Source organism: Streptomyces luomodiensis (assembly GCF_031679605.1).
Classification (GTDB): Bacteria; Actinomycetota; Actinomycetes; order Streptomycetales; family Streptomycetaceae; genus Streptomyces; species Streptomyces luomodiensis.
This window is the reverse complement of record NZ_CP117522.1, coordinates 5,808,182-5,832,687: the sequence shown is the minus strand read 5'-3', so window position 1 is coordinate 5,832,687 and position 24,506 is coordinate 5,808,182. Positions and strand designations below refer to the sequence as shown.

Sequence of the window (24,506 nt, the reverse complement as noted above, 5' to 3'; positions counted from 1 at the left end):
GATCGACGCCGCCCTTACCAGCGGTCGGCGCAGCGCGAAACCGTCAAATGTGGTCGTTTTGGCGGGTTCCTGCGGCTGCGCACAGTCTAGGGCTTCTCACGATACGTGCCCGAACGACGCTTCGCCGACAGGAGTGTTCAGTCCGTAATCTTGAAGGTGTCGAAGGCGGTCTGACGGAGGGTGGCGCACTCCTCGTCGTCCCACTTGCTCGCCTCGCACGTGATCAGTATGGCGAAGCCATGGCTGCCGTCCGCCTTGAAGCCGCGGTTGATCGCCCGCACCCGCTTGCCGTCCTGGTTGCGCTCGAACTGCCAGTCCGCGACGGTCGGGTAGCCGTTCCAGTCGATCGACTTGATGCCGAGGCCCTTGTAGCCGGACATGGTGCGCCGGGCGTTCTCCTCGCCCTTCTTCCAGTCCGCCACGGCGTCCGACCTCGGCGAGTCGGTGAAGTCGACCTGAATACGCGGAATGCTGGACCCGCCGTAGTACTTACGGCTGCCGGAATAGCTCCCGGAGTGGACCGACCAGTCCTCCGGCATGGCCATGCTGAAGGGGAAGTCGGAGCTCTTGACGGTCTTGTAGCCATCGGGCAGCCCGCCCTTACCGCCGCCGCCCTCACCCTTACCGCTGTCGTCCCCGCTCCCGCCGTCGTCCGACTTGTCGTCCGAGCCCTCGGAGGCGCTCGCGCTCGTCTGCTCGCCGGAGCTCTCCGCGTTCGGCGACTCACCGGCAGACTGGCCGGACTTGTCGGTGCCCTGGCCCTCCTCGGTGCCGCCGGAGACCCCGGCGGCGGAGGTGGACTTGTCGCCTCCGGAGGCGCCCTTGGCATTGCCGCCGTCGTCGCCGCTGCTCAGGACGACGGCGAGCACGGTGCCCACGATGGCGAGCACCACGACCACCGCGATGATGATCAGCGTGCGCCTGGGGACCACATCAGTGATCGAGGCGCGCGGCGGCACGGCGGGCTGGGGGGCGGGCGCCGACTCGGGCGTCGCGGCGGCCGCACCGGCCTTCCGCGCCGCGCCGGACGCCGCCACGCCGGACGCCGCATCCCTGGACTTCTCGGCACCGGACCGCTCCGCCGCCTCCGCCCCGCTCCCGGTGCCCGTCTTCTTCACGGCCGCGGCCGCCGCCGCGTTGCGCACGGACCTCAGCGCACCGCGCCTGCGCTCCGCGACGGCCGCCTCCTTGGCCTTGGCGGCCGCCTCGTCCTCCTTCGACGGGGCGGGCGGCAGGCTCATCGTACGGGTGGCGTCGGCGGGGGCCTTGGCCTCCTCGGGGGCGTTCAGCGCGTGTTGGAGCAGCGCCCGCGCCCCGGCGTCGTCCAGCCGCCGCTCCGGGTCCTTGACGAGCAGACCGTAGATGACCTCCTCCAGCGGGCCCGCGTTCTTCGGCGGCTCCACCGGCTCGGTCATCACGGCGGTCAACGTCGCTATGGCCGTGCTCTTGTCGTACGGCGGCACGCCCTCCACCGCCGCGTACAGCAGCCCGCCCAGCGACCACAGGTCGGACGGCGGGCCGGGCTTCTGGCCGCGCGCCCGCTCCGGGGAGATGTACGAGGGCGCGCCGACGAGCATGCCGGTGGAGGTCACCGACGGGTCGCCCTCGACCTGCGCGATGCCGAAGTCGGTGAGGACGACCCGTCCGTCGTCCGAGATCAGCACATTGGAGGGCTTCACATCGCGGTGCAGGATGCCCGCCTGGTGGGCGGCGCGCAGCACATCGAGGACGGCGAGCCCGACCTCGGCGGCGCGCTTGGGGGTCAGCGGTCCGTCGTCGCGGACGACGTCGGCGAGCGAACGCCCCTCGATGAGCTCCATGACGATCCACGGGCGGTCGTCCTCGTCTACCACGTCGTAGACGGTGACGGCGCCGTTGCTGCGGATACGGGCGATCGCCTTCGCCTCGCGCAGCGTGCGGGTGATGAGCCGTCGCTTCTCGTCCTCCTCGACGCTGGACGGGAAGCGCAGCTCCTTGACCGCGACCGTACGGCCGAGGGTCTGGTCGTTCGCACGCCAGACCGTGCCCATGCCGCCCTGACCGAGAATCTCCCCGAGCCGGTATCGCCCGGCGAGGAGGCGCCCAGTCGAGCCCTGCGTCTTCTCAGCCTCCGACATGCGACCCCTCTGTAAATCTACCCACCCTGAACCCACCCTGGGAGAGCCTCTATTGTCTCTCATCCGCGGACCCCGAACCGCCGGGGGTCCGGGGCGCGGCGTGGCGGCCACCGCGGTACCCGCGACCATCTGGGAGTACGCAGGGAACGGAGGTCCGTGTCATGGCCATCTCCGCCCTACGATGGCACAGGCGGGGCCGGATGCCGACCGCTGCGGCGCTCGCCGCCGCCCTCTGTCTCGCCCTCCCCGGCTGCGGTGCGACCGCGGAAGCGGGCCGGGACGCGCACGTGCGGGCGAGCGGGGGTCCGGAGGCGAACACGGGCGCGGAGGACCGCCGGGACGGCGCCGTACGCGCCGCCGTACGCCGGCTGGCGGCGCAGGGCGACACGCCGGGGGCCGCGGCGCTCATCCGCCGGACGGGCGAGGGCACGCGGTTCGTCGCGTCGGGCGTCGCCGACGTCCGCACCGGGCGCCGCATCCACCGCGACGACCGCTTCCGCGCGGGCAGCCTCACCAAGACCGTCATCGCGGCGGTGACGCTGCGCCTGGCCGCCCAAGGGCGGCTCGGCCTCGGGGACACGGTGGAGGAGCACCTTCCGGGGCTGGTACGCGGACATGGCAACGACGGTCGGAAGATCACACTCCGTCAGCTGCTGAACCAGACCAGCGGGCTGTTCGACTACACCGACGACCCGGTGCTCGCGCGTGAGCTGTCCGCCGCGGCCGACCGCACCCACACCCCCGCCTCCCTGGTGCGCACCGCCCTGGCGCACCGCCCCTCCTTCGCGCCCGGGGCCGAGTGGCGCTACTCCAACACCAACTACGTCCTGCTGGGCATGGTCGTCCAGCAGGTCACCGGCCGCTCCTACGCGGCCGAGGCCCGGCGCGACGTGCTCGTCCCGCTGCGTTTGGACGGCACCTCCTTCCCCGGTGCCCGCACCATCCTCCCGGCCCCGCACGGCCGCGCGTACACGCGGGACGGCGGCGCCTCGGCCGACGGCGCCCGACGCGATGTCACCGAGCTCAACCCCTCCTCGGCGGGGGCGGCGGGGGAGCTGATCTCCACCCTCGACGATCTGAGCCGCCTCGTCTCCGGGCTGCTGCGCGGCGAGGTCCTGCCCCGGGCCGAGCTGCGGCGGATGCGGAACACGTCCGCCTCCGACGGCCAGTACGGCATGGGGCTGTTCCCGGTGCGACTGTCGTGCGGAGTGACCCTGTGGGGCCACAACGGCGAGATCACCGGCTCCTCCGTGATGGCCGTGGCCACCTCCGACGGCCGCCACACCCTCGCCTACCGGCTCAACGGCACGGCCCGTTCCGGTCTGCCCGCCGAAACGTCTCTGCTCGAAGCCGAGTTCTGCCCTCGACCGTAAGGACGTCATGGGCCCCTCCCGGACACCGGTGCCCTCCAGCGGGCCTCCTTACAGCGGGTCTCCTTACAGCGGGTTCCCTCCAGCGGGTCTCCTTACAGAGGGTCTCCTCCAGAGGGTCTCCTCCAGCGGGTCTCCCTACAGCCGGCCTCCCTACAGCCGGTCTCCTTACAGCGGGACGATGTCCGGCGCGCCCAGCCGGGCCGCGTCCGCCGTCAGATCGTCCAGCTGGCGCTGGGACTCGCGCTCCGCCTCCACCCGCTTCTCGTAGTGCTGGACCTCCCGGTCGATCTGGTCCTCGTCCCAGCCCAGCACGGGCCCCATCAGCCCGGCCGCCTCGCGGGCGCAGCGCGTGCCGCGGTCGAAGGTCTCGATCGAGATGCGGGTGCGCCGGGTGAGGACGTCGTCCAGATGGCGGGCCCCCTCGTGCGAGGCGGCGTAGACGACCTCGGCCCGCAGATAGTCGTCCGCCCCGGCGAGCGGCTCGCCCAGCGACGAGTCGTCCGTGATCAGCTCCAGCACCTCCTGAGCGGCCGAGCCGTAACGGTTCAGCAGATGCTCGATCCGCGCCACGTGCAGCCCGGTCTGGCGGCCGATCCGCGCCCGCGCGTTCCACAGCGCCTTGTAGCCGACGGCGCCGACCAGCGGAACCTCCTCGGTGACACAGGGCCCGACCCGGTGGTCCAGACCGTGCACCGCCTCGTCCACGGCGTCCTTGGCCATCACCCGGTACGTGGTGTACTTGCCGCCCGCGACCACCACCAGGCCCGGCACCGGATGGGCGACCGTGTGCTCGCGCGAGAGCTTGCTGGTGGCCTCCGACTCCCCGGCCAGCAGCGGGCGCAGCCCGGCGTAGACGCCTTCCACGTCGTCGCGGGTCAGCGGCACCGCGAGGACCTCGTTGACATGCTCCAGCAGATAGTCGATATCGGCACTGGAGGCGGCCGGGTGGGCCTTGTCCAGGTCCCAGTCGGTGTCCGTGGTGCCGATGACCCAGTGCCTGCCCCAGGGGATCACGAAGAGCACGCTCTTCTCGGTGCGCAGGATCAGCCCGGTCGTGGAGTGGATGCGGTCCTTGGGGACGACCAGGTGGATGCCCTTGGAGGCCCGGACGTGGAACTGGCCGCGCTCCCCGATCAGCGCCTGGGTCTCGTCCGTCCACACCCCGGTGGCGTTCACCACCTGCCGGGCGCGGACCTCGAACTCACCCCCCTGCTCCAGGTCGTGCACCCGCGCGCCGACCACGCGCTCCCCCTCCCGCAGGAAACCGACCACCCGGGCGCGGTTGGCGACCTGCGCGCCGTACGCGGCCGCCGTGCGCACCAGCATCGTGACGTAGCGCGCGTCGTCCATCTGGGCGTCGTAGTACTGCAACGCCCCCACCAGCGCGTCCTTCCTCAGGCAGGGCGCGACCCGCAGTGCCCGCCCGCGGGTCAGATGGCGGTGGGCGGGCAGTCCCCGGCCGTGCCCGGAGGAGAAGGACATGGCGTCGTAGAGCGCCACGCCCGATCCCGCGTAGCACCGCTCCCAGACCCGGTGCTTCAGCGGATACAGGAATGGCACCGGTTTGACCAGGTGCGGCGCGATCCGCTCCAGCAGCAGCCCGCGCTCCTTCAGCGCTTCGCGCACCAGTGCGAAGTCGAGCATCTCCAGATAGCGCAGTCCGCCGTGGATCAGCTTGCTGGACCGGCTGGAGGTCCCGGAGGCCCAGTCCCGCGCCTCGACCAGACCGGTCTCCAGGCCCCGTGTCGCGGCGTCCAGCGCGGTGCCCGCGCCGACCACTCCACCGCCCACGACCAGCACATCCAGCTCACGGTCCGCCATCCGGGCCAGCGCCTCGGCGCGCTCGGCCGGTCCCAGTGCCGGTGTTTTCACCGCTGCCTCCCGCTGTGATCGACGTCACGCCACCCTGTCCGCCTTGTCTGCCTTATCTGCCTTATCTGCCTTGTTGATTTTCCTGGCTTTCTCCCCACCACGCCATGCCGCTGCCGCGCCCGCCGCCGCGACACCGCGCCAACACCCCCCGTCAATACTGAATACGAGTCATATTTCCGCTTAGTCTTCCTTTGGGGGGTTTGCGCCATCCGACATCGTCCCGGGAAGGACGACACAACGTCATGCCCGCAGATCTCGCCGTCATCGGACTCGGTCATCTCGGTATTCCTCTCGCCCAGGCCGCCACCGCCGCCGGTGTCCGCACCATCGGCTACGACCCCGATCCGCGCGCCGCCGACGACCTCCGGGCCGGGCGGCTGCCCTCCTGCTCGGGTGAGGGCCGGCTGTCCGCCGCCGAGCTGCGCCGGATGGCCGCCCGGGGCTTCCGGATCACCGCCGACGCGGCCGAGCTCGGCCGCGTCCGCACCGCCGTCATCTGCGCCCCGACCCCGCTCGGGAACGACCGCAGACTGGATCTGTCGGCGGTCGGCGAGGCGGCCCGCACGCTCGCGGCGCGGCTGCGTCCGCACACCACCGTTCTGCTGGAGTCCACCGTGTACCCCGGGACCACCGAGGAATTCCTCCGTCCCCTTCTGGAGGACGGGTCCGGACTGCGGGCCGGGCGCGACTTCCACCTCGCCTACTCCCCCTGCCGCCACGACCCCGGGAACCGCGCCCACGGCCCCGCCAACACCCCCAAGGTCATCGGCGGCCTCACCCCCGCCTGCACCGAGGCGGCCGCCGCCTTCTACGGCCGCTTCACCGAAAAGGTGGTCCGGGCCCGCGGCACCCGTGAGGCCGAGACCGTCAAGGTCCTGGAGACCAATTACCGGCACGTCAACATCGCCCTGGTCAATGAGCTGGCGGTGTACTGCCATGACCTGGGCGTCGATGTGTGGGACGTGGTCCGCTGCGCCGAGACCAAGCCGTTCGGCTTCCAGTCCTTCCGGCCAGGGCCCGGCGTCGGCGGCCACGGCGTACCGGTCGACCACGACCACATGGCGGACCAGCAGCACGGCCTCGGCCTCCCGCTGCGCATGGTCGGGCTCGCCCAGCAGGTCAACGGCCGGATGCCGGGCTATGTCACCCGCCGCTGCACGGCCCTGCTCAACGAGTACGGGAAGTCGGCGCGCGGCGCGCGGGTCCTGCTGCTGGGCGTCGGCTACAAACCCGACGTCGCCGACGCGGAGGGCTCGCCCGCGCGGGAGATCGCCTCCCGGCTGATGGAGCTGGGCGCCCGGATCGGCTACCACGATCCGTACCTCACGCGATGGCGGGTGCTGGGGCGCGAGGTGGAGCGCGCGGAGTCGGTGTACGAGGCGGCGGCCGACGCCGACCTGACCGTCCTGCTGCAACACCATCGCACCTACGACCTGCAAGGACTCGCGGTGAAGGCCCAGCTGCTGCTGGACACCCGGGGCGCCGGGCCGGCGGGGACCGCGCACCGGCTCTGAGCCCGCCCGTTCCCTCCTGCGTCACCGCCGGCGCCGTACACCGCCCCCGCCGTCACCGCCCCCGCGTGCGCCGCAGCCGGAAGGTGACCGCCAGCACGATCAGCGCCGTCCCGCCCAGTACGAAGATCACCGCCCCCGACGGCACCGACCGCACATCCGCCCTGAACGTCATCGGCGCGCCCCAGGGCCTGCCGTCGGCGGTGGTGTAGAGCTGGGCGGTCAGCCACACCGGGCCGTTGGCGTACGCCTTCACCCGCACCCGCACCGTGCGGCTCACCGCGCGCGACGCCCGGACCGGCACCGTGCGGTCCCGGGCTTTCAGCCGTTCGGGGCGGCTGGAGAGGACCCGCAGCTCCACCCCGGTGAGGTCCTGCTGGAGACCGTTGTCCACGGTGACCGGGATGGTCGCCGAGCCCCCCGCCACCACCACCGTGGACTTCGGCACCAGCCGCACCGAGGTGATCGAGGCGGTCAGATAGCGGGACACCCCCCGCTGGTACGAGGCGGCGCCCGCCGGATCGCCGCGCCACCCGGTCGCGACGGAGCGGGCCAGCGCGGCCCGTACGGACGCGGTGGTGGCCCGCGCGTCCGACAGCACCTTGGCCAGGGCACGCATCCGCCGCCGGTCCCGGACCACCGCCGCGAGCCGCTCGGGCGGCAGCTCGCCGTCGCGCCGCGCGAGCGGATAGCCGTCGAAGCCCCGCAGCCGCCCCGCCGTGGGCTTGCGCAGCGCCGCCGCGAACCCGGCCGGCGCCAGCCAGCCCGCCTTCCGGCCCTCGTCCACGACCGTGAGCAGCACCCGGGCCACCCCGAGCGGCATCCGGCGCGGGGGCACCACCACCAGGTCGCGCCGGGCGTACGGCAGCTCCCGCGTGGCCGTCAGGGTCTCGGCGAGCAGCCGCTGCCGCAGCCGCAGCCGGGCGGGGGCACCGGAGGCGCCCGCGGCCGGCTGGGCGGCGAAGAGCAGGGAGGCGATCGCCGCGTCGTAGCGCAGCGCGGTCGTGCCGCCCTCCAGCGCGACGGCGCCGTCGTCGGTGGCCCCTTCGCTGACCAGTTCCCCGGCGGAGACCACCCCGGCGCCGGAGGCGAGCACCGTGTCCAGGCCCAGCCCCTTGGCGTACCGGGCGATCCCCTCGTCCAGCTCACCGCCCGCGGGCCAGCCCACACCGGCGCGTGCGCGGACGCCCAGCGCCCGGTCCACCACCGCCCGGCCCGTACCGGAGGCGCGGCGCAGCAGACCGGTGAGCGAGGCGCCGCCGCCGCGGGCGAGCGAGGCCAGGTCCGGGTCCGCGTACGGCAGCGCGATCACCTCCCGGCCCCGGACCGCCGTGCGGAGCGCGGCGAGCCAGTCCGCCGCCGCCTCGCCGCCCGTCCCCTCGGTGGACTCCTGCGGATCGCTGCCGCCGGGCGTACGGGCCACCCGGTAGCCGGCGGCCATGGCCCGCGCCTGGACGATCAGGTCCGGATCGAGGACCCAGGTGACCGGCCGGCCCCGGCCCATCTCGACCAGCCGCCGCAGCCGGCCGCCGGGTCCGAAGGCGGCGGTCAGCCCGTCGTCGCGGAAGACCGGCAGCACGCTGTCGCTGTCCGGGGTGCGCAGGGTCAGCGCCTCCATCCGCGGGGTGTCGATGACCGGCCACAGCACGGTGGTGCGCAGCGGCTCCAGCCGGGCGGCGTCGGGATAGGCGGACAGATGCGTACGGGTCAGCCCGAGCACGGTGCCGGTACCGGTACCAGTGCCGGCGTCGGCGTCGGCGTCGGCGTCGGCGTCGGCGTCGTCCGAGCGGATGACGCCGACGGTGAGGGCGTACGCCCCGGCGCCGTCCAGTTCGAGGTCGGGGACCGGCACGGTGAGCCGGAAGCCGCGCACGGCGCCGGTCGACAGCGGGGCGAGGCGGGCGGTGCGGCCGGGCACCTCGGAGCCGTCGGCCCGGGACAGGGGCGTACGACGGGCCACGGCGGAGAGCCCGCCGCGGGTGTCGATCGCGCCGGGGGCGCCGATCCGCACCCCGATGCGCGCGGGGCCGACGCGCCGCCCGGAGGTGTTGGTGACCCGCCCGCTGATCCTCAGCTCACCTCCCTCGCGGATCACCGCGGGGGCGAGGGAGGTCAGTTCGACGGATACCGGGTACGGCCGCGCCGGGCCCCGCGCCGCGGTGCCGCCGTGCGGCCCGTGGCCGTGCTCCAGCCCCCGCGCCACGACTCCACCACCGGGCCCGCGACCGTGCACCGGGCCCGGTCCCGTGACACCACCGACGGACCCATGGCCGTGCCCCGGCCCCCGCGCCACAGCACCACCACCGGGCCCATGGCGGTGCGCCGGGCTCATGGCCGGGCCGGGTCCGGGGGGCGCCGGCGGCACGGAGGTGAGCGCGGCCAGGACCGTGCTGACGGTCACGGCGACCGCCCACCGGTACGTCCCGCCGCGCCCCACGACCACCACCTCGACGCCCGCGCCTGCCGTCCGCCCGCGCCGCACGCGGCCGACACGGTGTCACCAGCCCACCACGGCGGAGGCGATGCCGCACGCTCAAGGCCCCCACCCCGGGGAGGCGAGCCGGCCCCCCTGAGCCCCGTCCGGTGGCTCTTCGCGGGCCCGCGACGCCTGGCACGGCGCTCCCGGCCACCGCTGGGAGGCCCCGCTCCGGCACCGGACGGCACGGGCCCCGCGGCGTCAGCCGCTGATGCCGCTGCTGACGCTCACGACACCGATGACGCTCACGACGCCGATGCCGCTGCTCACGCCGATGACGCTGATGCCGCCTCAATCTCCGATGTCACAGGCAGTCACAGGCGCGACGATCTGCTGACGTTCTCGCGGGCCTCCGAGGCGTCACACCCGCACGGCGTCCGGTCTGCGGGGCCGCGCGTCCATCGCCGTGCGCAGCGAGGCGAAGTCCTCGACGCAGCGGCCGGTGCCGATGGCCACGCAGTCCAGCGGGTCGTCGGCCACCAGCACCGGGATGTTCAGCTCGCGCGCCAGCCGTACGTCCAGGCCGCGCAGCAGGGCCCCGCCGCCGGTCAGCACGATGCCGCGGTCCATGATGTCGCCCGCCAGCTCCGGCGGGGTCTCGTCGAGCGTGGAGCGCACCGCCGCGACGATGGCGTCCACCGGCTCGGTGAGGGCGTGCCGCACCTCATCCGCGGTCAGTTCGAGCACCTTGGGCAGCCCGGTCGCCTGGTCCCGGCCCCGGATGGCGCAGCGGTCCGGCGGCAGCAGCGCCTGGGTGTCCTCGTTGTCGCCACTCTGCCCGGGTTCGCTCTGCCCCGGGATGAACACCTCCACATTCCGCTCGGGCCGCCGTACGGTCTCCGACACCCGCGGTACGGACAGCGGTCCGGAGGGCGCGGCCGAGCCGATGGACATCTTGATCTGCTCGGCGGTCCGCTCACCGATCGCCAGCGCGTACTGCTTCTTCACATACGAGTTGATCGCCGCGTCCATGGCATCGCCCGCCGTCCGCACCGACCGCGCGGTGACGATGCCGCCCAGCGAGACCACGGCGACCTCCGTCGTACCGCCGCCGATGTCGACGACCATGCAGCCGGTCGGCTCGCTCACCGGCAGCCCCGCGCCGATCGCGGCCGCGATGGGCTCCTCGACCAGATGCACCTGACGGGCCCCGGCCCGGGTGGCGGCTTCCATCACCGCGCGCCGCTCAACGCCCGTGATCCCCGAGGGCACACAGACGACGACACGGGGGCGGCCGAGCCGGCGGCTGCCCATGACCTTCTTGATGAAATACCGCAGCATGCGCTCGGCGATCTCGAAATCGGCGATCACACCATCGCGCAGCGGTCGCACGGCGACGATGTTCGTCGGCGTCCTCCCCATGGTCTCCTTGGCCGCCGAACCCACCGACAGCACACTGCCGTCGACTGTGTTGACCGCCACAACCGACGGCTCATTGAGCACGATGCCCCTGCCCCGGACGTACACCAGTGTGTTGGCGGTGCCGAGGTCGATCCCCATGTCACGCCCATTGAACGACTTGTTCTGCGCCATAAGTTGACATTATTGCTTATGCCGGATTCTGTCCTGGCACCGATCCCTTCACGCCACCGCGCCACCGCGCCGCCATGGCGCCTCGGCCCACCACGGACCCCCGACCGGGCCTTCCGGCCTGGTGGTGGACTACGGTGCCGACCACAGCCCGGGGCGCGACGACACCGCCTTCCACGCCGCGGCGGGAGCGGAGAGTTGCCTGGTGGTGAAGCGGGGTCACCGAACAAGGCAGGCAATATCCCCATATGCCAGCGCCAGTGTGTCTCCGTCCGGTCCCAGCCATGTCACGGACGCCAGACACGACTTGTCTGGTTGTCATGCCCGCCTGTTAGTTTGATGGCTCGAAAGTCCTTCCGCGTTCCCAGCCGCAGCCGCTCGTCAGCTCAGCTGTCCCCGGAACGCGATCTCCACACCTTCATCCCCGGGGGAATTCCATGAGCCAGAACTGGCAGCAGCCACAGCAGCCAGGCGGTTACCCACAGCAGCCCACCCCGCCTCAGCAGGCCGGAGGGTACGGTTCGGCGCAGCCCGGCTACGGCTACCCGCAGGGCCAGCCGCAGCCGCCCCAGCCGCAGTACGGCGGCGGTTTCCCGCCGCCCGCTCCGCAGGTCGGCCGTCCGGGCAACCCGCTGCTCGCGGTGGTCGCCGCCCTCGTGGCCACGGTCGTGGGCGCGTTCCTCTACGCGTTCCTGCTGAGCGCGCTGGCGGACACGGACAAGTCCCCGCCGGAGATCACGCAGTTCGCCTACGCCGGTGTGGTGGTCGGCGCGCTCATCGGTCTGGCGGTCGCCAAGCTCGGCGGCCGGAACACGGGGCTGTGGGTGCTCGGCGCGGTGCTGGCCCTGGCCGCGGTGTTCCTCGGTGAGCTCTACGGCTACGCCATGATCACGCACGATGTGCTGAGCAACTACGCCGACAAGATCGGCGGCGGTGCCAGCAGCCAGGTGCTCTCCTCGAACGAGATCTTCTTCGACCACTTCAGCGACCTGTGGGATGCGTGGAAGGAAGACTCCGACGCGCTGACCTACATCTTCATGGTGCTCGCGCCGGTCGCCGCGGTCAGCACCGCCTACCGCATCAGCAACCGCTGAGCCAGGACGGCAGACACCCAGCCACACATGGGGAAGGCCCCGACCGCCATGCGGTCGGGGCCTTCCCCATGTGAAGAATCCTCAGCGCGACGAGCCCTCAGCTCTTGTCGCGGGCCGACGGGGCGACCGTGACCTCGACCCGCTGGAACTCCTTCAGCTCCGAGTAGCCGGTCGTGGCCATGGCGCGGCGCAGCGCGCCGAAGAAGTTCATCGAACCGTCGGGGGTGTGCGAGGGGCCGAGGAGGATCTCCTCGGTGCTGCCCACCGTGCCCAGGTTCATCCGCTTGCCGCGCGGCACCTCGTCGTGCACGGCCTCCATGCCCCAGTGGTGACCGCGGCCCGGTGCGTCCGTGGCCCGCGCCAGCGGCGAGCCCATCATCACCGCGTCCGCGCCGCAGGCGATGGCCTTCGGCAGATCGCCGCTCCAGCCGACGCCGCCATCGGCGATCACATGCACATAGCGGCCGCCGGACTCGTCCATGTAGTCCCGCCGGGCGGCGGCGACATCGGCGACCGCCGTCGCCATCGGCACCTGGATGCCCAGCACATTGCGGGTGGTGTGCGCGGCACCGCCGCCGAAGCCCACCAGCACACCGGCCGCGCCGGTGCGCATCAGATGCAGCGCGGCGGTGTAGGTGGCGCAGCCGCCCACGATCACCGGAACGTCCAGCTCGTAGATGAACTGCTTGAGGTTGAGCGGCTCGGCGGCGCTGGAGACGTGCTCGGCGGAGACCGTGGTCCCGCGGATCACGAAGATGTCGGCCCCCGCGTCCACCACGGCCTTGGAGAACTGCGCCGTGCGCTGCGGGGACAGGGCCGCGGCGGTCACCACGCCCGCGTCCCGCACCTCCTTCAGGCGCTGGCCGATCAGCTCCTCCTTGATCGGCTCGGCGTAGATCTCCTGCATCCGGGTGGTCGCGGTGTGCTCGTCCAGCTCGGCGATCTCCGCCAGCAGCGGCTCCGGGTCCTCGTAACGGGTCCACAGCCCCTCGAGGTTGAGCACCCCGAGACCGCCGAGCTCGCCGATGCGGATCGCGGTCCGCGGCGAGACCACCGAGTCCATCGGGGCGGCCAGGAAGGGCAGCTCGAAGCGGTAGGCGTCGATCTGCCAGGCGATCGAGACCTCCTTCGGGTCCCGGGTACGACGACTCGGCACAACGGCGATGTCGTCGAACGCGTACGCCCTGCGGCCGCGCTTGCCGCGCCCGATCTCGATCTCAGTCACGTGGGTGCCTTTCCCTGTTCACAAACAGCCGTCCCAGTATCCCTGCCCACACCCGCGCAGGGTCGTCCGGGGGAACGGCTCGGGTCAACGGCCGGAGTAGTTCGGCGCCTCGGTGGTCATCTGGATGTCGTGCGGGTGGCTCTCCTTGAGGCCCGCCGCGGTGATCCGCACGAAGCGGCCCTTCTCCTTCAGCTCCGCCACGTTCGCCGAGCCGACATAGCCCATCGACGCCCGCAGACCGCCCACCAGCTGGTGCGCGACCGAGGCCAGCGGACCGCGGTAGGGCACCTGGCCCTCGATGCCCTCGGGGACCAGCTTGTCCTCGGAGAGCACATTGTCCTGGAAGTAGCGGTCCTTGGAGTACGAGCGGGCCTGGCCGCGCGTCTGCATGGCGCCCAGCGAACCCATGCCCCGGTAGGACTTGAACTGCTTGCCGTTGATGAAGACCATCTCGCCCGGCGACTCCTCGCAGCCGGCCAGCAGACTGCCCAGCATGACCGTGTCCGCACCGGCGGCGATCGCCTTGGCGATATCGCCCGAGTACTGGAGACCGCCGTCGCCGATCAGCGGCACCCCGGCCGCGTGGCAGGCCCGCGCGGCCTCGTAGATCGCCGTCACCTGCGGCACGCCGATGCCCGCGACCACGCGCGTGGTGCAGATGGAGCCCGGACCGACGCCGACCTTCACGCCGTCCACACCCGCGTCGATCAGCGCCTGGGCGCCGTCCCTGGTGGCGATGTTGCCGCCCACCACATCGACCGCGATATTGGACTTGACCTTGGCGATCATGTCGAGGATGCCCCGGCTGTGGCCGTGCGCACTGTCGACCACCAGGAAGTCGGCCCCGGCCTCGACCAGCGCCTGGGCCCGCTCGTACGCCTCGTCGCCGACGCCCACGGCGGCGCCGACGACCAGCCGGCCATTGGCGTCCTTCGCCGCGTTGGGATACTTCTCGGCCTTCACGAAGTCCTTGACCGTGATCAGGCCCTTGAGCACGCCCGCGTCGTCGACCAGCGGAAGCTTCTCGATCTTGTGGCGGCGCAGCAGCTGCATCGCGTCGTCGCCGGAGATCCCCACCTTGCCGGTGACCAGCGGCATCGGGGTCATGACCTCGCGGACCTGACGGCCCCGGTCCACCTCGAAGGCCATGTCACGGTTGGTGACGATGCCGAGCAGCTTGCCCGCCGCGTCCGTGACCGGCACACCGCTGATGCGGAATTTGGCGCACAGCGCGTCCGCCTCGTGCAGCGTGGCGTCCGGCCGGACCGTGATCGGGTCGGTGACCATGCCGGACTCGGAGCGCTTGACCAGGTCGACCTGGTTGACCTGGTCCTCGATGGACAGATTGCGGTGCAGCACGCCCGCACCGCCCTGCCGGGCCATGGCGATGGCCATCCGGGACTCGGTGACCTTGTCCATGGCGGCGGACAGCAGGGGCACATTCACCCGGACGTTCCGGGAGACCCTGGACGAGGTGTCGGCCGCGTTCGGCAGCACCTCGGAGGCGCCCGGCAGCAGCAGCACATCGTCGTACGTCAACCCGAGCATGGCGAACTTCTCAGGCACTCCGTCGACGTTGTCAGTCATGACACCCTTCCAAATGGTCTTGCCCCAGCGCGGACTCCCATGCTAACGGGCTCCCCGAGTGCCTCGTTCCGCCTGTGGACAACGTCTCAGCGCGTGGTCCCGGCGGGTGCGCGTGGTCCCAGCGGGTGCCTACTGCTCGGCGAGCGCGCGCAGCCTGCTCAGGGCCCGGTGCTGGGCGACCCGCACCGCGCCGGGGGACATCCCGAGCATCTGCCCGGTCTCCTCCGCCGTCAGCCCGACCGCGACCCTCAGCAGCACCAGCTCGCGCTGGTTCTCCGGAAGGTTGGCCAGCAGCTTCTTGGCCCATTCCGCGTCGCTGCTGAGCAGCGCCCGCTCCTCGGGCCCCAGCGAATCGTCCGGCTGCTCCGGCATCTCGTCCGAGGGGACGGCCGTGGAGCCCGGGTGGCGCATGGCGGCCCGCTGGAGATCGGCGACTTTGTGGGCGGCGATGGCCACGACGAACGCCTCGAAGGGCTTTCCGGTGTCGCGGTAGCGCGGCAGCGCGCACAGCACCGCGAGACAGACCTCCTGCGCCAGGTCGTCCACGAAGTGACGGGCATCACCCGGCAGCCGGGCCAGCCGCGTCCGGCAATAGCGCAGGGCCAGCGGATGGACCAGGGCCAGCAGGTCGTGGGTGGCCCGCTCGTCCCCTTCGACGGCGCGCCCGACGAGGGCGCCGATCGCCCCGGTGCCCCCGGGAGCTCCCTTGGGGACTCCTGGACTCTCCTCGTCGCGCGACATCCATCCATGGTGCCTTGGGCTCGGTGGCTCCGTGGCACCGCGTCCGTAGTTGTGCGTTGAAGCGTTATGAGCAGGTGCGCCGGTTGTCGTCACGTCCTGCGCTCTCCCCTCACGCCCGACCGACTCGTCCCCGAGGAACTCCACACCTTCAAGGATGCGGCATAGCGCGGGGAACTGATACAGGCCACCGCCACCGTGCCCGCCGCGTACGCTCTCGCCCCGCCCGCCACCCGACGGGCGGGGACCGTCGCGCCCCCGCTGCGCAGCACGTCAGAACGGTCGCGGCCGAGTCAGCGCACCAGACCCCAGCGGAACCCGAGGGCCACCGCATGAGCCCGGTCGGAGGCGCCGAGCTTCTTGAACAGCCGACGGGCGTGCGTCTTGACCGTGTCCTCGGAGAGGAACAGCTCACGGCCGATCTCCGCGTTGGACCGGCCGTGGCTCATGCCCTCCAGCACCTGGATCTCCCGCGCGGTGAGCGTGGGCGCGGCGCCCATCTCGGCCGAGCGCAGCCGGCGCGGGGCCAGCCGCCAGGTGGGGTCGGCGAGCGCCTGCGTCACCGTGGCGCGCAGCTCGGCGCGCGAGGCGTCCTTGTGCAGATAGCCACGGGCGCCGGCGGCCACGGCCAGCGCGACCCCGTCGAGGTCCTCGGCGACCGTGAGCATGATGATCCGGGCGCCGGGGTCGGCGGAGAGCAGCCGCCGCACGGTCTCGACCCCGCCGAGACCGGGCATCCGTACGTCCATCAGAATCAGGTCCGAGCGGTCGGCGCCCCAGCGGCGGAGGACTTCCTCGCCGTTGGCCGCCGTCGTCACACGCTCGACGCCGGGCACGGTCGCCACCGCGCGGCGCAGCGCCTCTCGCGCAAGCGGGGAGTCGTCGCAGACGAGGACGGATGTCATGGCCGCCCTCCGCAGCTGATGCGCGTCACCTTGAGCCTCCAGGCTGGTACATATCGTCACCTGTGCGATTGACAGCCCCGGACATCCGTCCGAGAGCTTTACCCATCAACCGCCTCCGCACTCTCAACGACGGTCACCCGAAAGAGTTACGGGGTTCGGCGGCCACCTTCGACACTCTACGTGAGGGACCGGACACGGAGCAGCTTCGTCGCCCAGGCCGCGTTCTGTGCGCCTCCCCCATAGGGCAGCCCCCGAGGCAGTCCCTTCGGTGGCATTTGGCGACCTTGCTTCCAATTTGCGGGTCTATGTGGCTAGATTCGCAATGAGTCATATTTACATCTACTTAGACCGTAGGTGTACGACCCAGGACACAGTCCGCAGCCGATCGTTTCGAGGAGATAAGGCAATGGCAGATTTCTCCCGTCTTCCCGGTCCGAATGCCGACCTGTGGGACTGGCAGCTCCTGGCCGCGTGTCGCGGGGTCGACAGCTCGCTCTTCTTCCACCCCGAGGGAGAGCGCGGCGCCGCCCGCAGCGCCCGCGAGATGTCGGCGAAAGAGGTGTGCATGCGCTGTCCGGTACGGGCAGAGTGCGCGGCTCACGCCCTGGCCGTACGCGAGCCCTACGGGGTGTGGGGCGGACTGACCGAGGACGAGCGCGAGGAGCTCATGGGGCGGGCGCGCCACCGCACCGTCGCCGGCACCGGGGCCCCGGGATCCTGAAGCCTGGTCCCGGCCAACTGAAGAAACGTTCCTCTCCCCTCCGCCGGGCGCGACCGGCCGACGGGCGGACCCGGCCGCGCGCCGGTCACCTGCGGGCGGCCCGCTCCAGCCGGTCCAGCGTCGCCGCCACCGCCGGGACGCGGGCCAGGTCGGGCAGGGTCAGCGCGACCACTTCCCGGCGCACTGCCGGTTCCACCGCCAGCGTCGTGGCGCCCTTGGCGCGTACGGACTCCAGCGCCAGCTCGGGCAGCACCGCCACTCCCAGCCCGGCCCCGACCAGGCCGACGACCGTCGGATAGTCGTCCGTCGCGAAGTCGATCCGCGGGGTGAAGCCCGCGGACTCGCAGACCTGGACAAGATGGCCCCGGCAGCGCGGGCAGCCCGCGATCCACGGCTCCCCGGCCAGCTCGGCGATCCCCACCGCCCCGGCGCCCGCCAGCTTGTGCCCCTCCGGCACCACGCCCACCAGCCGGTCGCTCAGCAGCGGCCGCAGGACCAGGTCGTCCCACTCGGCGCCATCCCCTGCAGCGGCCCCCGCGTCCGCGTCCACCCGCGGGTACCGGAAGGCCAGCGCGATCTCGCAGTCGCCCGCGCGCAGCATCTCCACCGAGCCCGGCGGCTCGGCCTCCACCAGCGAGACCCGGGTTCCGGGGTGCGCCGCGCGCATCTCGGCGAGCGCCATGGGCACCAGGGTCGAGCTGCCGCTGGGGAAGGACACCAGCCGCACCCGGCCCGCCCGCAGTCCGGCGATCGCCGCGACCTCCTCCTCGGCGGCGGTCAGCCCGGCCAGAATCCCGGTGGCGTGCCTGACCAGCGCCCGGCCCGCCTCGGTCAGCCGCGTCTCCCGGCCGCTGCGGATCAGCAGAGGGGTGCCCGCGGCGCCCTCCAGGGCCTTCATCTGCTGGCTGACGGCGGGCTGGGTGCAGCCCAGCTCACGGGCGGCGGCGGAGAACGAGCCGGTGGCGGCCACCGCGCGCAGCACCCTGAGATGGCGGGCCTCGATCATGCCTTGAGCATAAGGGGCCCTTGGATACCCGCCGGGATATTACGTCGACGCTTTGACCGCGCTGTTCTACGGTGCCCTCATGCCGCATTCTCCGGGTTCCTCCGCGCGTCCCGCCGCCTCGCCGTCCGTGCTCACCGTGAACCTGGGCCGGGCGATGATGACCGAACACTCCGACTGTCCCACCGGTACCGGTATCGACAAGCGGCCGGTCGACGGCCCGGTGCGGGTCGCGGCCCCGGGGCCGAAGGGTCAGGCCGGGAGCGGGCTGGCCGGTGACACGGTCTGCGATCGCCGCCACCACGGCGGCGACGACCAGGCGGTCTACGCCTACGCCCGGGAGGACCTCGACGCCTGGGAGCGGGAGCTGGGCCGCGAGCTGGCCAACGGCGTCTTCGGAGAGAACCTCACCACCAGCGGCATCGACGTCAGCGGCGCCCTCATCGGCGAGCGCTGGCGGGTGGGGAGCGGACCGCTGCTGGAGGTGACCTCACCGCGCATCCCGTGCCGTACGTTCGCGGGCTGGCTGGGCGAGCGGGGATGGGTCAAGCGGTTCACCGCAGCCGGCGTCCCGGGGGCGTATCTGCGGGTGCTCGAACCCGGCGAGATCCGCTCCGGCGACCCCGTCGAGATCGTGCACCGGCCCGACCACGAGGTGACGGTCGCCTTCCTCTTCCGCGCCGAGACCCTGGAGCGGGAGCTGCTGCCAAGGGTGCTGGCGGCGGGTGACGCGCTGCATCCGGCGGCGCGGGAGGCCGCCCAGAAGTACCGGGCCGGGGAGGCGGGCTGACGGAGCGGCCTTCCGTCCGACAGACGGAAGTGTTCATTCCGGCTCAGATCGCTCCGCGGGTCCGTTCAGCGGTCCGCCGGGACCTGTCATGGCCGATAACGTGCGCGTATGACGACTGCATTGATTACCGGAACCACGGCGGGCATCGGCGCCGCCTTCGCGGGCCGGCTCGCCGCCGACGGGCACAACCTGGTGCTCGTCGCACGCGACGAGAAGCGGCTGCGGGAGCAGGCGACGGATCTGCACGACCGGCACGGCGTGGAGGCGGACGTGCTGGTGGCGGACCTGTCCGAGGAGGACGGGATCGCGGCGGTCGAGGCCCGGCTGGGGGACCGCACCCACCCGGTCGATCTGCTCGTCAACAACGCCGGTTTCGGCAACCGCGCCCGCTATCTGGAGGTGCCGATCGCCGATGAGCTGCGGATGCTGAAGCTGCACTGCGAGGCGGTGCTGCGGCTGACCAGCGCGGCGGCCGAGACGATGCGCGGCCGGGGGCGCGGCGGGGTGATCAATGTGGCGTCGGTCGCGGCCTTCTTCCCGCGCGGGACGTACGGGGCGAGCAAGGCGTGGGTCGTGCAGTTCACGCAGGGCGCGGCGAAGGACCTGGCGCGTTCGGGGGTACGGCTGATGGCGCTGTGCCCGGGGTTCGTCCGCACCGAGTTCCACGCGCGGGCGGGGATCAAGCCGGACAACGTGCCGAGCTGGATGTGGCTGGACCCGGACCGGCTGGTCACGGCGGCCCTGAAGGACTTCGCCCGGGGCAAGTCGCTGTCCATTCCCGACCCGCGCTACAAGGCGATGACGGGCCTGGCGAAGCTGACCCCGCGTTCGGCGCTCTCCTCCCTCTCCTCCAAGGTCGGCCGCCCCCCGGCGAAGGCGTAGTCCTCCGGGGACCAGCCGGTCCGGGTCTCCGGTGTCCCCTCGAAGTGTCAGCCGGCCGGGCCGGGGCGCGGCCCCGGGACCCGAACGCGAAGGCGCGGCCGCCCCAGGGGCAGCCGCGCCTTTGTGCCGCGTGCGGCAGGCAGCCGAGCGTCAGTGCGCGTGACCGTGGCCGTGGCCGGCGGCCTCCGGCTCTTCCTCGGCCGGCTTCTCGACCACCAGGGTCTCGGTGGTGAGCAGCAGCGAGGCGATCGACGCCGCGTTCTCCAGCGCGGAGCGGGTGACCTTGACCGGGTCGATGACGCCGGCCTTCACCAGGTCGCCGTACTCCTCGGTGGCCGCGTTGTAGCCGTGGCCCTTCTCGAGCTCGGCGACCTTCGAGGTGATGACGTAGCCCTCGAGACCGGCGTTCTCGGCGATCCAGCGCAGCGGCTCGACCGCGGCGCGGCGGACCACCGCGACACCGGTGGCCTCGTCGCCGGCCAGGTCCAGGCTGTTCTCCAGCACCTTCGCGGCGTGGACCAGCGCGGAGCCACCACCGGAGACGATGCCCTCCTCGACCGCGGCGCGGGTCGCCGAGATGGCGTCCTCCAGGCGGTGCTTCTTCTCCTTGAGCTCGACCTCGGTGGCCGCGCCCACGCGGATCACGCACACGCCGCCGGCCAGCTTCGCGAGCCGCTCCTGGAGCTTCTCGCGGTCCCAGTCGGAGTCCGTGGTCTCGATCTCGGCCTTGATCTGGGCGACGCGGCCGCTGACCTCGTCCGCCTTGCCGCCACCGTCGACGATCGTGGTGTCGTCCTTGGTGACGGTCACGCGGCGGGCGGTGCCCAGCACGTCCAGGCCGACCTGGTCGAGCTTGAGGCCGACCTCCTCGGCGACGACGGTGCCGCCCGTAAGGGTGGCGATGTCGCCGAGCATGGCCTTACGGCGGTCACCGAAGCCCGGGGCCTTCACCGCGACCGCGTTGAAGGTGCCGCGGATCTTGTTGACGACGAGGGTGGACAGGGCCTCGCCCTCCACGTCCTCGGCGATGATCAGCAGCGGCTTGCTGGCGTTGGCCTGGATGACCTTCTCCAGCAGCGGCAGCAGGTCCTGGATGGAGGAGATCTTGCCCTGGGTGATCAGGATGTACGGGTCCTCGAGGACGGCCTCCATCCGCTCCTGGTCGGTGACCATGTACGGCGAGAGGTAGCCCTTGTCGAAGGCCATGCCCTCGGTGAAGTCGAGCTCCAGGCCGAAGGTGTTGGACTCCTCGACGGTGATGACGCCGTCCTTGCCGACCTTGTCCATCGCCTCGGCGATCAGCTCGCCGACCTGCTTGTCCTGGGCGGACAGCGCGGCCACGGCGGCGATGTCGGACTTGGAGTCGATCGGGCGGGCGGTGGCCAGGAGGTCGTCCGAGACGGCCTTGACGGCCGCGTCGATGCCCTTCTTGAGGGCGGCCGGGGAGGCGCCCGCGGCCACGTTCTTCAGCCCCTCGCGGACCAGCGCCTGGGCCAGCACGGTCGCGGTGGTGGTGCCGTCACCCGCGATGTCGTTGGTCTTGGTCGCCACCTCCTTGACGAGCTGGGCGCCCAGGTTCTCGTACGGGTCCTCGACCTCGACCTCGCGGGCGATCGTGACACCGTCGTTGGTGATGGTCGGAGCACCGAACTTCTTGTCGATGACGACATTGCGGCCGCGGGGGCCGATCGTCACCTTGACGGTGTCCGCAAGCTTGTTGACGCCGCGCTCGAGGGCGCGACGGGCGTCCTCGTCGAACTTCAGGATCTTCGCCATGAGTTGCGTATGTCCTCTCAAACGAACCGCGCCCCGACCCCGGTTTCAGATGACACGGGCACCGGGGCACGGCTCATAGGCAAAACTTCGGTGATTACTTCTCGACGATCGCGAGGACGTCGCGAGCCGAGAGGACGAGGTACTCCTCGCCGCTGTACTTCACCTCGGTGCCGCCGTACTTGCTGTAGAGCACGACGTCACCGACGGAGACGTCGAGCGGAAGACGCTTGCCGTCCTCGAAGCGGCCCGGACCCACGGCCAGGACGACGCCCTCCTGGGGCTTCTCCTTGGCGGTGTCCGGAATGACCAGGCCAGAGGCCGTGGTCTGCTCGGCGTCGAGCGGCTGGACCACGATGCGGTCCTCGAGCGGCTTGATGGCAACCTTGGAGCTGGTGGTCGTCACGATCCGACCTCCCCCTTCGGAGATCTCACGGGGTCAACTGTCTGAGGTGGCGACCAGGTGGATCCGTCGTCGCGGGTGCCGGACCTGCCCGTCGCTGTATCCCTGGCACTCGTTGGTCCCGAGTGCCAGCGTCGACATTATGACGCGGTTAGCACTCAGTCAACTAGAGTGCCAAGCAACGTGGTGGCGCCCCCCGATCGGCGCCTCTCACCCGCCGCACCGCCGCCCCTCCTCCCGGGGGCGCGGGGCCCTCAGATGTAGTCCTCCAGCCGGGCCACCGTGAACCCCTGCGCCTGGATCTCCCGCAGCATCGAAGTGATCATGTCGGTCATCGTCCTGCCTTCCAGCAGGTCCGGGCCGCGGAAGTGGGCGAGGATGATGTCCCCGGGCCGGAGCCCGTCGCCCGAGCGGTACACCAGACCCCCGGGCTCCATCTCGGCGCGCCACAGCACCAGCTTTCCCAGTCCGCACTCCGCCGCCGCCTCCAGCGTGACCCTGTCGTACTCCCCGTAGGGCGGACGGAAGAGACGGGGCTCCAGGCCGAGGCGGTCGTGGAGGACCTGCTGCTGGCCGCAGATCTCGTGGAGCTGGGTCGCGTAGTCCTTACCGGCGAGGTTGGGGTGGGTGAGCGTGTGGTTGCCGATCCGGTTGCCGAGCTCGCGCAGCCGGCGGAAGTAGTCGTAGTGGTCGCCGATCACCTCGTTCTCCAGGAACTGTGTGAACGGCAGACCCAGGTCCCGGGCCTGGTCGACGAAGGCCGGGTCCTTCTCGATCCCGTCGTCCAGGGTCAGGAAAACCACCCGATCGGTGGTGTCGACCCGCCGGATGACCGTCGCGAGTCCGGGCGCCGGCGGCCACACCGCCGCGAGCGGCGGCTTGACCGCGGGCCGGGGCGGCGGGGCCAGCGGCCGGTCGAGCCCCCAGCGGCGGTACGCGTCCGGGAACGCTCCCGGCACCGAGTCCGTCCCCGACGGACCCGGGGACGGCGGCTCCCCGGAGTTCCCGGACACCGCGTGCGGGGTGGCGGAGGCCGGCCGCGCGGGCTCGGTCGCCTCCCCCGTCCTGGTGTGCGGCCCGGGAGAGCCGAGCCCCCCGCAGCCGGTGAGCACGACCGCCGCGGCAGCGAGAACCAGACACCTCGAAAGACCAGCTTTGATCATCATCACAAAAGCGATCATCTGCTCCCCCGCGCGGACCCGCGCGCCCTGCGCGGGCGAATGCGCTCGTGGGAGCGGGGAGAATGGGCCATGTGGACGTTGACGCCTTCGACTCACTGCTCGGCGACGAGGGGCAGGCGCTGCTCTCCGCGCTGCGCGACTACGACCCGGCGAAGGAGCTCGCCACCGCGACGCGGCTGCGCCGGGACCATCCCCCGGCGCTGGTCTCGGCGGCCCTGACCCAGGCCGAGCTGCGGCAGCGGGCGGTGGCCAAATTCGGCTCCGAGGACGCCCACCGCATGTACTTCACGCCGAACGGCGTCGAGCAGGCCACCCGCACCTCCGTCGCCGAGTACCGGGCCGCCCGCTTCGCGGAGTTCGGCGTCCGCCGCACGGCCGATCTGTGCTGCGGGATCGGCGGCGACGCGATCGCGCTCGCACGCGCCGGGATCTCCGTACTCGCCGTCGACCGTGACCCGCTGACCTGCGCCGTCGCCCGCGCCAACGCCGAGGCGCTCGGCCTTGCCGATCTCATCGAGGTCCGCTGCGCCGATGTCACCGGCATCGACACCCGGCCCTTCGACGCGGTCTTCGTCGACCCGGCCCGGCGCGGCGGCCGGGGCCGCGTCTTCGACCCCGAGGCGTACTCCCCGCCCCTCTCCTGGGCCGTCGAGGCCGCCCGCACCACCCCGCGCGCGGCCCTCAAGATCGCCCCTGGTGTGCCCCACGAGGCGATCCCCGAGGACGCGGAGGCCGAGTGGATCTCGGACCACGGCCATGTGAAGGAGGCCGTCCTGTGGTTCGGCACCGCCCGCCCCGGGCTGCGCCGCGCCACCCTGCTGCCCAGCGTCCACTCCCTCATCGGCACCCCGCACCTCCCGGACCCCGGGCCCGGCCCGGTCGGCCGCTGGCTCTATGAACCGGACGGCGCGGTCATCCGCGCCCATCTGGTCGCCGATGTCGCGGCCCGCGTCGGCGGCCGGCTGATCGATCCGACGATCGCCTACATCACGACGGACGAGCTGCGCCCGACGCCGTACGCCACCGCGTACGAGATCACGGATGTGCTGCCCTTCAACCTGAAGAAGCTCAAGGCGCTGCTGCGGGAGCGCGAGGTCGGCGTGGCGACCATCAAGAAGCGCGGTTCGGCGATCGAGCCGGAGCACCTCCGCAAGAAGCTCCGCCTGGAAGGGGAGAACGCCTGCACCATCGTGCTGACGCGGTCGGCGGGCGCCCCCACGATGCTCCTGGGGCATCCGGCCCAGCCTTAGGGTCTGTCGTCAAAGGGGGCGCGCGGCCGCGAGCGGGGGGCACCTCCCGGCGGTAGCCGGGGGCGGCGTGCGGAC

The 24,506-nt window shown here is 72.0% G+C and carries 20 protein-coding genes; 8 read left to right on the top strand and 12 right to left on the bottom strand.

The genetic code is table 11. From position 1 onward, the window contains the following. Positions 1–137: 137 nt before the first annotated feature. Positions 138–2,117 carry a serine/threonine-protein kinase gene (locus PS467_RS24445; protein ID WP_311037017.1) on the bottom strand — a complete coding sequence of 660 codons (1,980 nt, stop codon included), beginning with the start codon at positions 2,115–2,117 and terminating at the stop codon, positions 138–140. Between the two features lie 200 nt (positions 2,118–2,317). Between PS467_RS24445 and PS467_RS24440 the strand changes: the two genes are divergently transcribed. Further along, positions 2,318–3,490: a serine hydrolase domain-containing protein gene (locus PS467_RS24440; RefSeq protein WP_311037016.1), complete on the top strand. Its 1,173-nt coding sequence runs from the start codon at positions 2,318–2,320 to the stop codon at positions 3,488–3,490. A 165-nt stretch (positions 3,491–3,655) separates the two neighbouring features. On the opposite strand, the gene PS467_RS24435 is transcribed toward PS467_RS24440, so the two are convergent. Then, the gene (locus PS467_RS24435; protein ID WP_311037015.1) at positions 3,656–5,362 is read right to left on the bottom strand and encodes a glycerol-3-phosphate dehydrogenase/oxidase; all 1,707 of its coding nucleotides are present in this window, start codon (positions 5,360–5,362) and stop codon (positions 3,656–3,658) included. Between the two features lie 242 nt (positions 5,363–5,604). Here PS467_RS24435 and PS467_RS24430 point away from each other — a divergent pair, with 242 nt between their 5' ends. Continuing rightward, positions 5,605–6,876 (top strand): nucleotide sugar dehydrogenase, encoded by a 1,272-nt coding sequence (locus tag PS467_RS24430; protein WP_268973802.1) that lies wholly within the window; start codon positions 5,605–5,607, stop codon positions 6,874–6,876. Positions 6,877–6,928: 52 nt separating this feature from the next. Here the strand turns inward: PS467_RS24430 and PS467_RS24425 are convergent, their stop codons facing one another. Further along, positions 6,929–9,076, bottom strand: a complete 2,148-nt coding sequence (locus tag PS467_RS24425) for a DUF6049 family protein (protein WP_498076485.1) — start codon at positions 9,074–9,076, stop codon at positions 6,929–6,931. A 484-nt stretch (positions 9,077–9,560) separates the two neighbouring features. Between PS467_RS24425 and PS467_RS24420 the strand changes: the two genes are divergently transcribed. Next, positions 9,561–9,686, top strand: coding sequence for a hypothetical protein (locus tag PS467_RS24420; RefSeq protein ID WP_311037014.1), 126 nt, complete (start codon positions 9,561–9,563; stop codon positions 9,684–9,686). A gap of 23 nt (positions 9,687–9,709) precedes the next feature. Here PS467_RS24420 and PS467_RS24415 read toward each other — a convergent pair whose 3' ends face one another. Further along, positions 9,710–10,882, bottom strand: coding sequence for a rod shape-determining protein (locus tag PS467_RS24415; RefSeq protein ID WP_311037013.1), 1,173 nt, complete (start codon positions 10,880–10,882; stop codon positions 9,710–9,712). A gap of 434 nt (positions 10,883–11,316) precedes the next feature. Between PS467_RS24415 and PS467_RS24410 the strand changes: the two genes are divergently transcribed. Beyond that, positions 11,317–11,973 (top strand): hypothetical protein, encoded by a 657-nt coding sequence (locus PS467_RS24410; protein ID WP_268973799.1) that lies wholly within the window; start codon positions 11,317–11,319, stop codon positions 11,971–11,973. A gap of 97 nt (positions 11,974–12,070) precedes the next feature. Here PS467_RS24410 and PS467_RS24405 read toward each other — a convergent pair whose 3' ends face one another. From PS467_RS24405 to PS467_RS24390, 4 genes are all read right to left on the bottom strand, one after another. Further along, entirely contained in the window at positions 12,071–13,198 is a 1,128-nt protein-coding gene (locus tag PS467_RS24405) for a GuaB3 family IMP dehydrogenase-related protein (RefSeq protein ID WP_268973798.1), read from the bottom strand. Positions 13,199–13,282: 84 nt separating this feature from the next. Beyond that, on the bottom strand, positions 13,283–14,785 hold the full coding sequence (gene guaB, locus PS467_RS24400; protein WP_311037012.1) for an IMP dehydrogenase: 1,503 nt from the start codon (positions 14,783–14,785) through the stop codon (positions 13,283–13,285). Between the two features lie 129 nt (positions 14,786–14,914). Next, on the bottom strand, positions 14,915–15,526 hold the full coding sequence (locus PS467_RS24395; RefSeq protein WP_268973795.1) for a sigma-70 family RNA polymerase sigma factor: 612 nt from the start codon (positions 15,524–15,526) through the stop codon (positions 14,915–14,917). A 290-nt stretch (positions 15,527–15,816) separates the two neighbouring features. Next, complete coding sequence (locus PS467_RS24390; RefSeq protein WP_003948568.1) at positions 15,817–16,428, bottom strand: response regulator transcription factor; 612 nt, start codon at positions 16,426–16,428, stop codon at positions 15,817–15,819. Between the two features lie 406 nt (positions 16,429–16,834). Between PS467_RS24390 and PS467_RS24385 the strand changes: the two genes are divergently transcribed. Continuing rightward, positions 16,835–17,149 carry a WhiB family transcriptional regulator gene (locus PS467_RS24385; RefSeq protein WP_311037011.1) on the top strand — a complete coding sequence of 105 codons (315 nt, stop codon included), beginning with the start codon at positions 16,835–16,837 and terminating at the stop codon, positions 17,147–17,149. Positions 17,150–17,234: 85 nt separating this feature from the next. On the opposite strand, the gene PS467_RS24380 is transcribed toward PS467_RS24385, so the two are convergent. After that, positions 17,235–18,155: a LysR family transcriptional regulator gene (locus PS467_RS24380; protein WP_311037010.1), complete on the bottom strand. Its 921-nt coding sequence runs from the start codon at positions 18,153–18,155 to the stop codon at positions 17,235–17,237. A gap of 79 nt (positions 18,156–18,234) precedes the next feature. Between PS467_RS24380 and PS467_RS24375 the strand changes: the two genes are divergently transcribed. Together PS467_RS24375 and PS467_RS24370 are read left to right on the top strand one after the other, a co-directional pair. After that, entirely contained in the window at positions 18,235–18,942 is a 708-nt protein-coding gene (locus PS467_RS24375) for an MOSC domain-containing protein (protein WP_311037009.1), read from the top strand. Positions 18,943–19,050: 108 nt separating this feature from the next. Next, the gene (locus PS467_RS24370; RefSeq protein WP_268973790.1) at positions 19,051–19,824 is read left to right on the top strand and encodes an SDR family NAD(P)-dependent oxidoreductase; all 774 of its coding nucleotides are present in this window, start codon (positions 19,051–19,053) and stop codon (positions 19,822–19,824) included. A gap of 150 nt (positions 19,825–19,974) precedes the next feature. Here the strand turns inward: PS467_RS24370 and groL are convergent, their stop codons facing one another. From groL to PS467_RS24355, 3 genes are all read right to left on the bottom strand, one after another. Next, entirely contained in the window at positions 19,975–21,600 is a 1,626-nt protein-coding gene (gene groL, locus PS467_RS24365; protein WP_311037008.1) for a chaperonin GroEL, read from the bottom strand. A gap of 94 nt (positions 21,601–21,694) precedes the next feature. Continuing rightward, on the bottom strand, positions 21,695–22,003 hold the full coding sequence (gene groES, locus PS467_RS24360) for a co-chaperone GroES (protein WP_014054228.1): 309 nt from the start codon (positions 22,001–22,003) through the stop codon (positions 21,695–21,697). Between the two features lie 251 nt (positions 22,004–22,254). Further along, positions 22,255–23,181, bottom strand: coding sequence for a polysaccharide deacetylase family protein (locus PS467_RS24355; RefSeq protein WP_311037007.1), 927 nt, complete (start codon positions 23,179–23,181; stop codon positions 22,255–22,257). 62 nt (positions 23,182–23,243) lie between these two features. Between PS467_RS24355 and PS467_RS24350 the strand changes: the two genes are divergently transcribed. Then, positions 23,244–24,431, top strand: a complete 1,188-nt coding sequence (locus PS467_RS24350; RefSeq protein ID WP_311037006.1) for a class I SAM-dependent methyltransferase — start codon at positions 23,244–23,246, stop codon at positions 24,429–24,431. Positions 24,432–24,506: the final 75 nt, after the last annotated feature.

Excerpts from the sequence above, each read along its gene's own strand:
- PS467_RS24445 (WP_311037017.1), bottom strand. The coding sequence starts at position 2,117 with ATGTCGGAGGCTGAGAAGACGCAGGGCTCGACTGGGCGCCTCCTCGCC.
- PS467_RS24440 (WP_311037016.1), top strand. The coding sequence starts at position 2,318 with ATGCCGACCGCTGCGGCGCTCGCCGCCGCCCTCTGTCTCGCCCTCCCC.
- PS467_RS24430 (WP_268973802.1), top strand. The coding sequence starts at position 5,605 with ATGCCCGCAGATCTCGCCGTCATCGGACTCGGTCATCTCGGTATTCCT.
- PS467_RS24420 (WP_311037014.1), top strand. The coding sequence starts at position 9,561 with ATGCCGCTGCTGACGCTCACGACACCGATGACGCTCACGACGCCGATG.
- PS467_RS24415 (WP_311037013.1), bottom strand. The coding sequence starts at position 10,882 with ATGGCGCAGAACAAGTCGTTCAATGGGCGTGACATGGGGATCGACCTC.
- PS467_RS24410 (WP_268973799.1), top strand. The coding sequence starts at position 11,317 with ATGAGCCAGAACTGGCAGCAGCCACAGCAGCCAGGCGGTTACCCACAG.
- guaB (WP_311037012.1), bottom strand. The coding sequence starts at position 14,785 with ATGACTGACAACGTCGACGGAGTGCCTGAGAAGTTCGCCATGCTCGGG.
- PS467_RS24395 (WP_268973795.1), bottom strand. The coding sequence starts at position 15,526 with ATGTCGCGCGACGAGGAGAGTCCAGGAGTCCCCAAGGGAGCTCCCGGG.
- PS467_RS24390 (WP_003948568.1), bottom strand. The coding sequence starts at position 16,428 with ATGACATCCGTCCTCGTCTGCGACGACTCCCCGCTTGCGCGAGAGGCG.
- PS467_RS24385 (WP_311037011.1), top strand. The coding sequence starts at position 16,835 with ATGGCAGATTTCTCCCGTCTTCCCGGTCCGAATGCCGACCTGTGGGAC.
- PS467_RS24380 (WP_311037010.1), bottom strand. The coding sequence starts at position 18,155 with ATGATCGAGGCCCGCCATCTCAGGGTGCTGCGCGCGGTGGCCGCCACC.
- PS467_RS24375 (WP_311037009.1), top strand. The coding sequence starts at position 18,235 with ATGCCGCATTCTCCGGGTTCCTCCGCGCGTCCCGCCGCCTCGCCGTCC.
- PS467_RS24370 (WP_268973790.1), top strand. The coding sequence starts at position 19,051 with ATGACGACTGCATTGATTACCGGAACCACGGCGGGCATCGGCGCCGCC.
- groL (WP_311037008.1), bottom strand. The coding sequence starts at position 21,600 with ATGGCGAAGATCCTGAAGTTCGACGAGGACGCCCGTCGCGCCCTCGAG.
- PS467_RS24355 (WP_311037007.1), bottom strand. The coding sequence starts at position 23,181 with ATGATCGCTTTTGTGATGATGATCAAAGCTGGTCTTTCGAGGTGTCTG.
- PS467_RS24350 (WP_311037006.1), top strand. The coding sequence starts at position 23,244 with ATGGGCCATGTGGACGTTGACGCCTTCGACTCACTGCTCGGCGACGAG.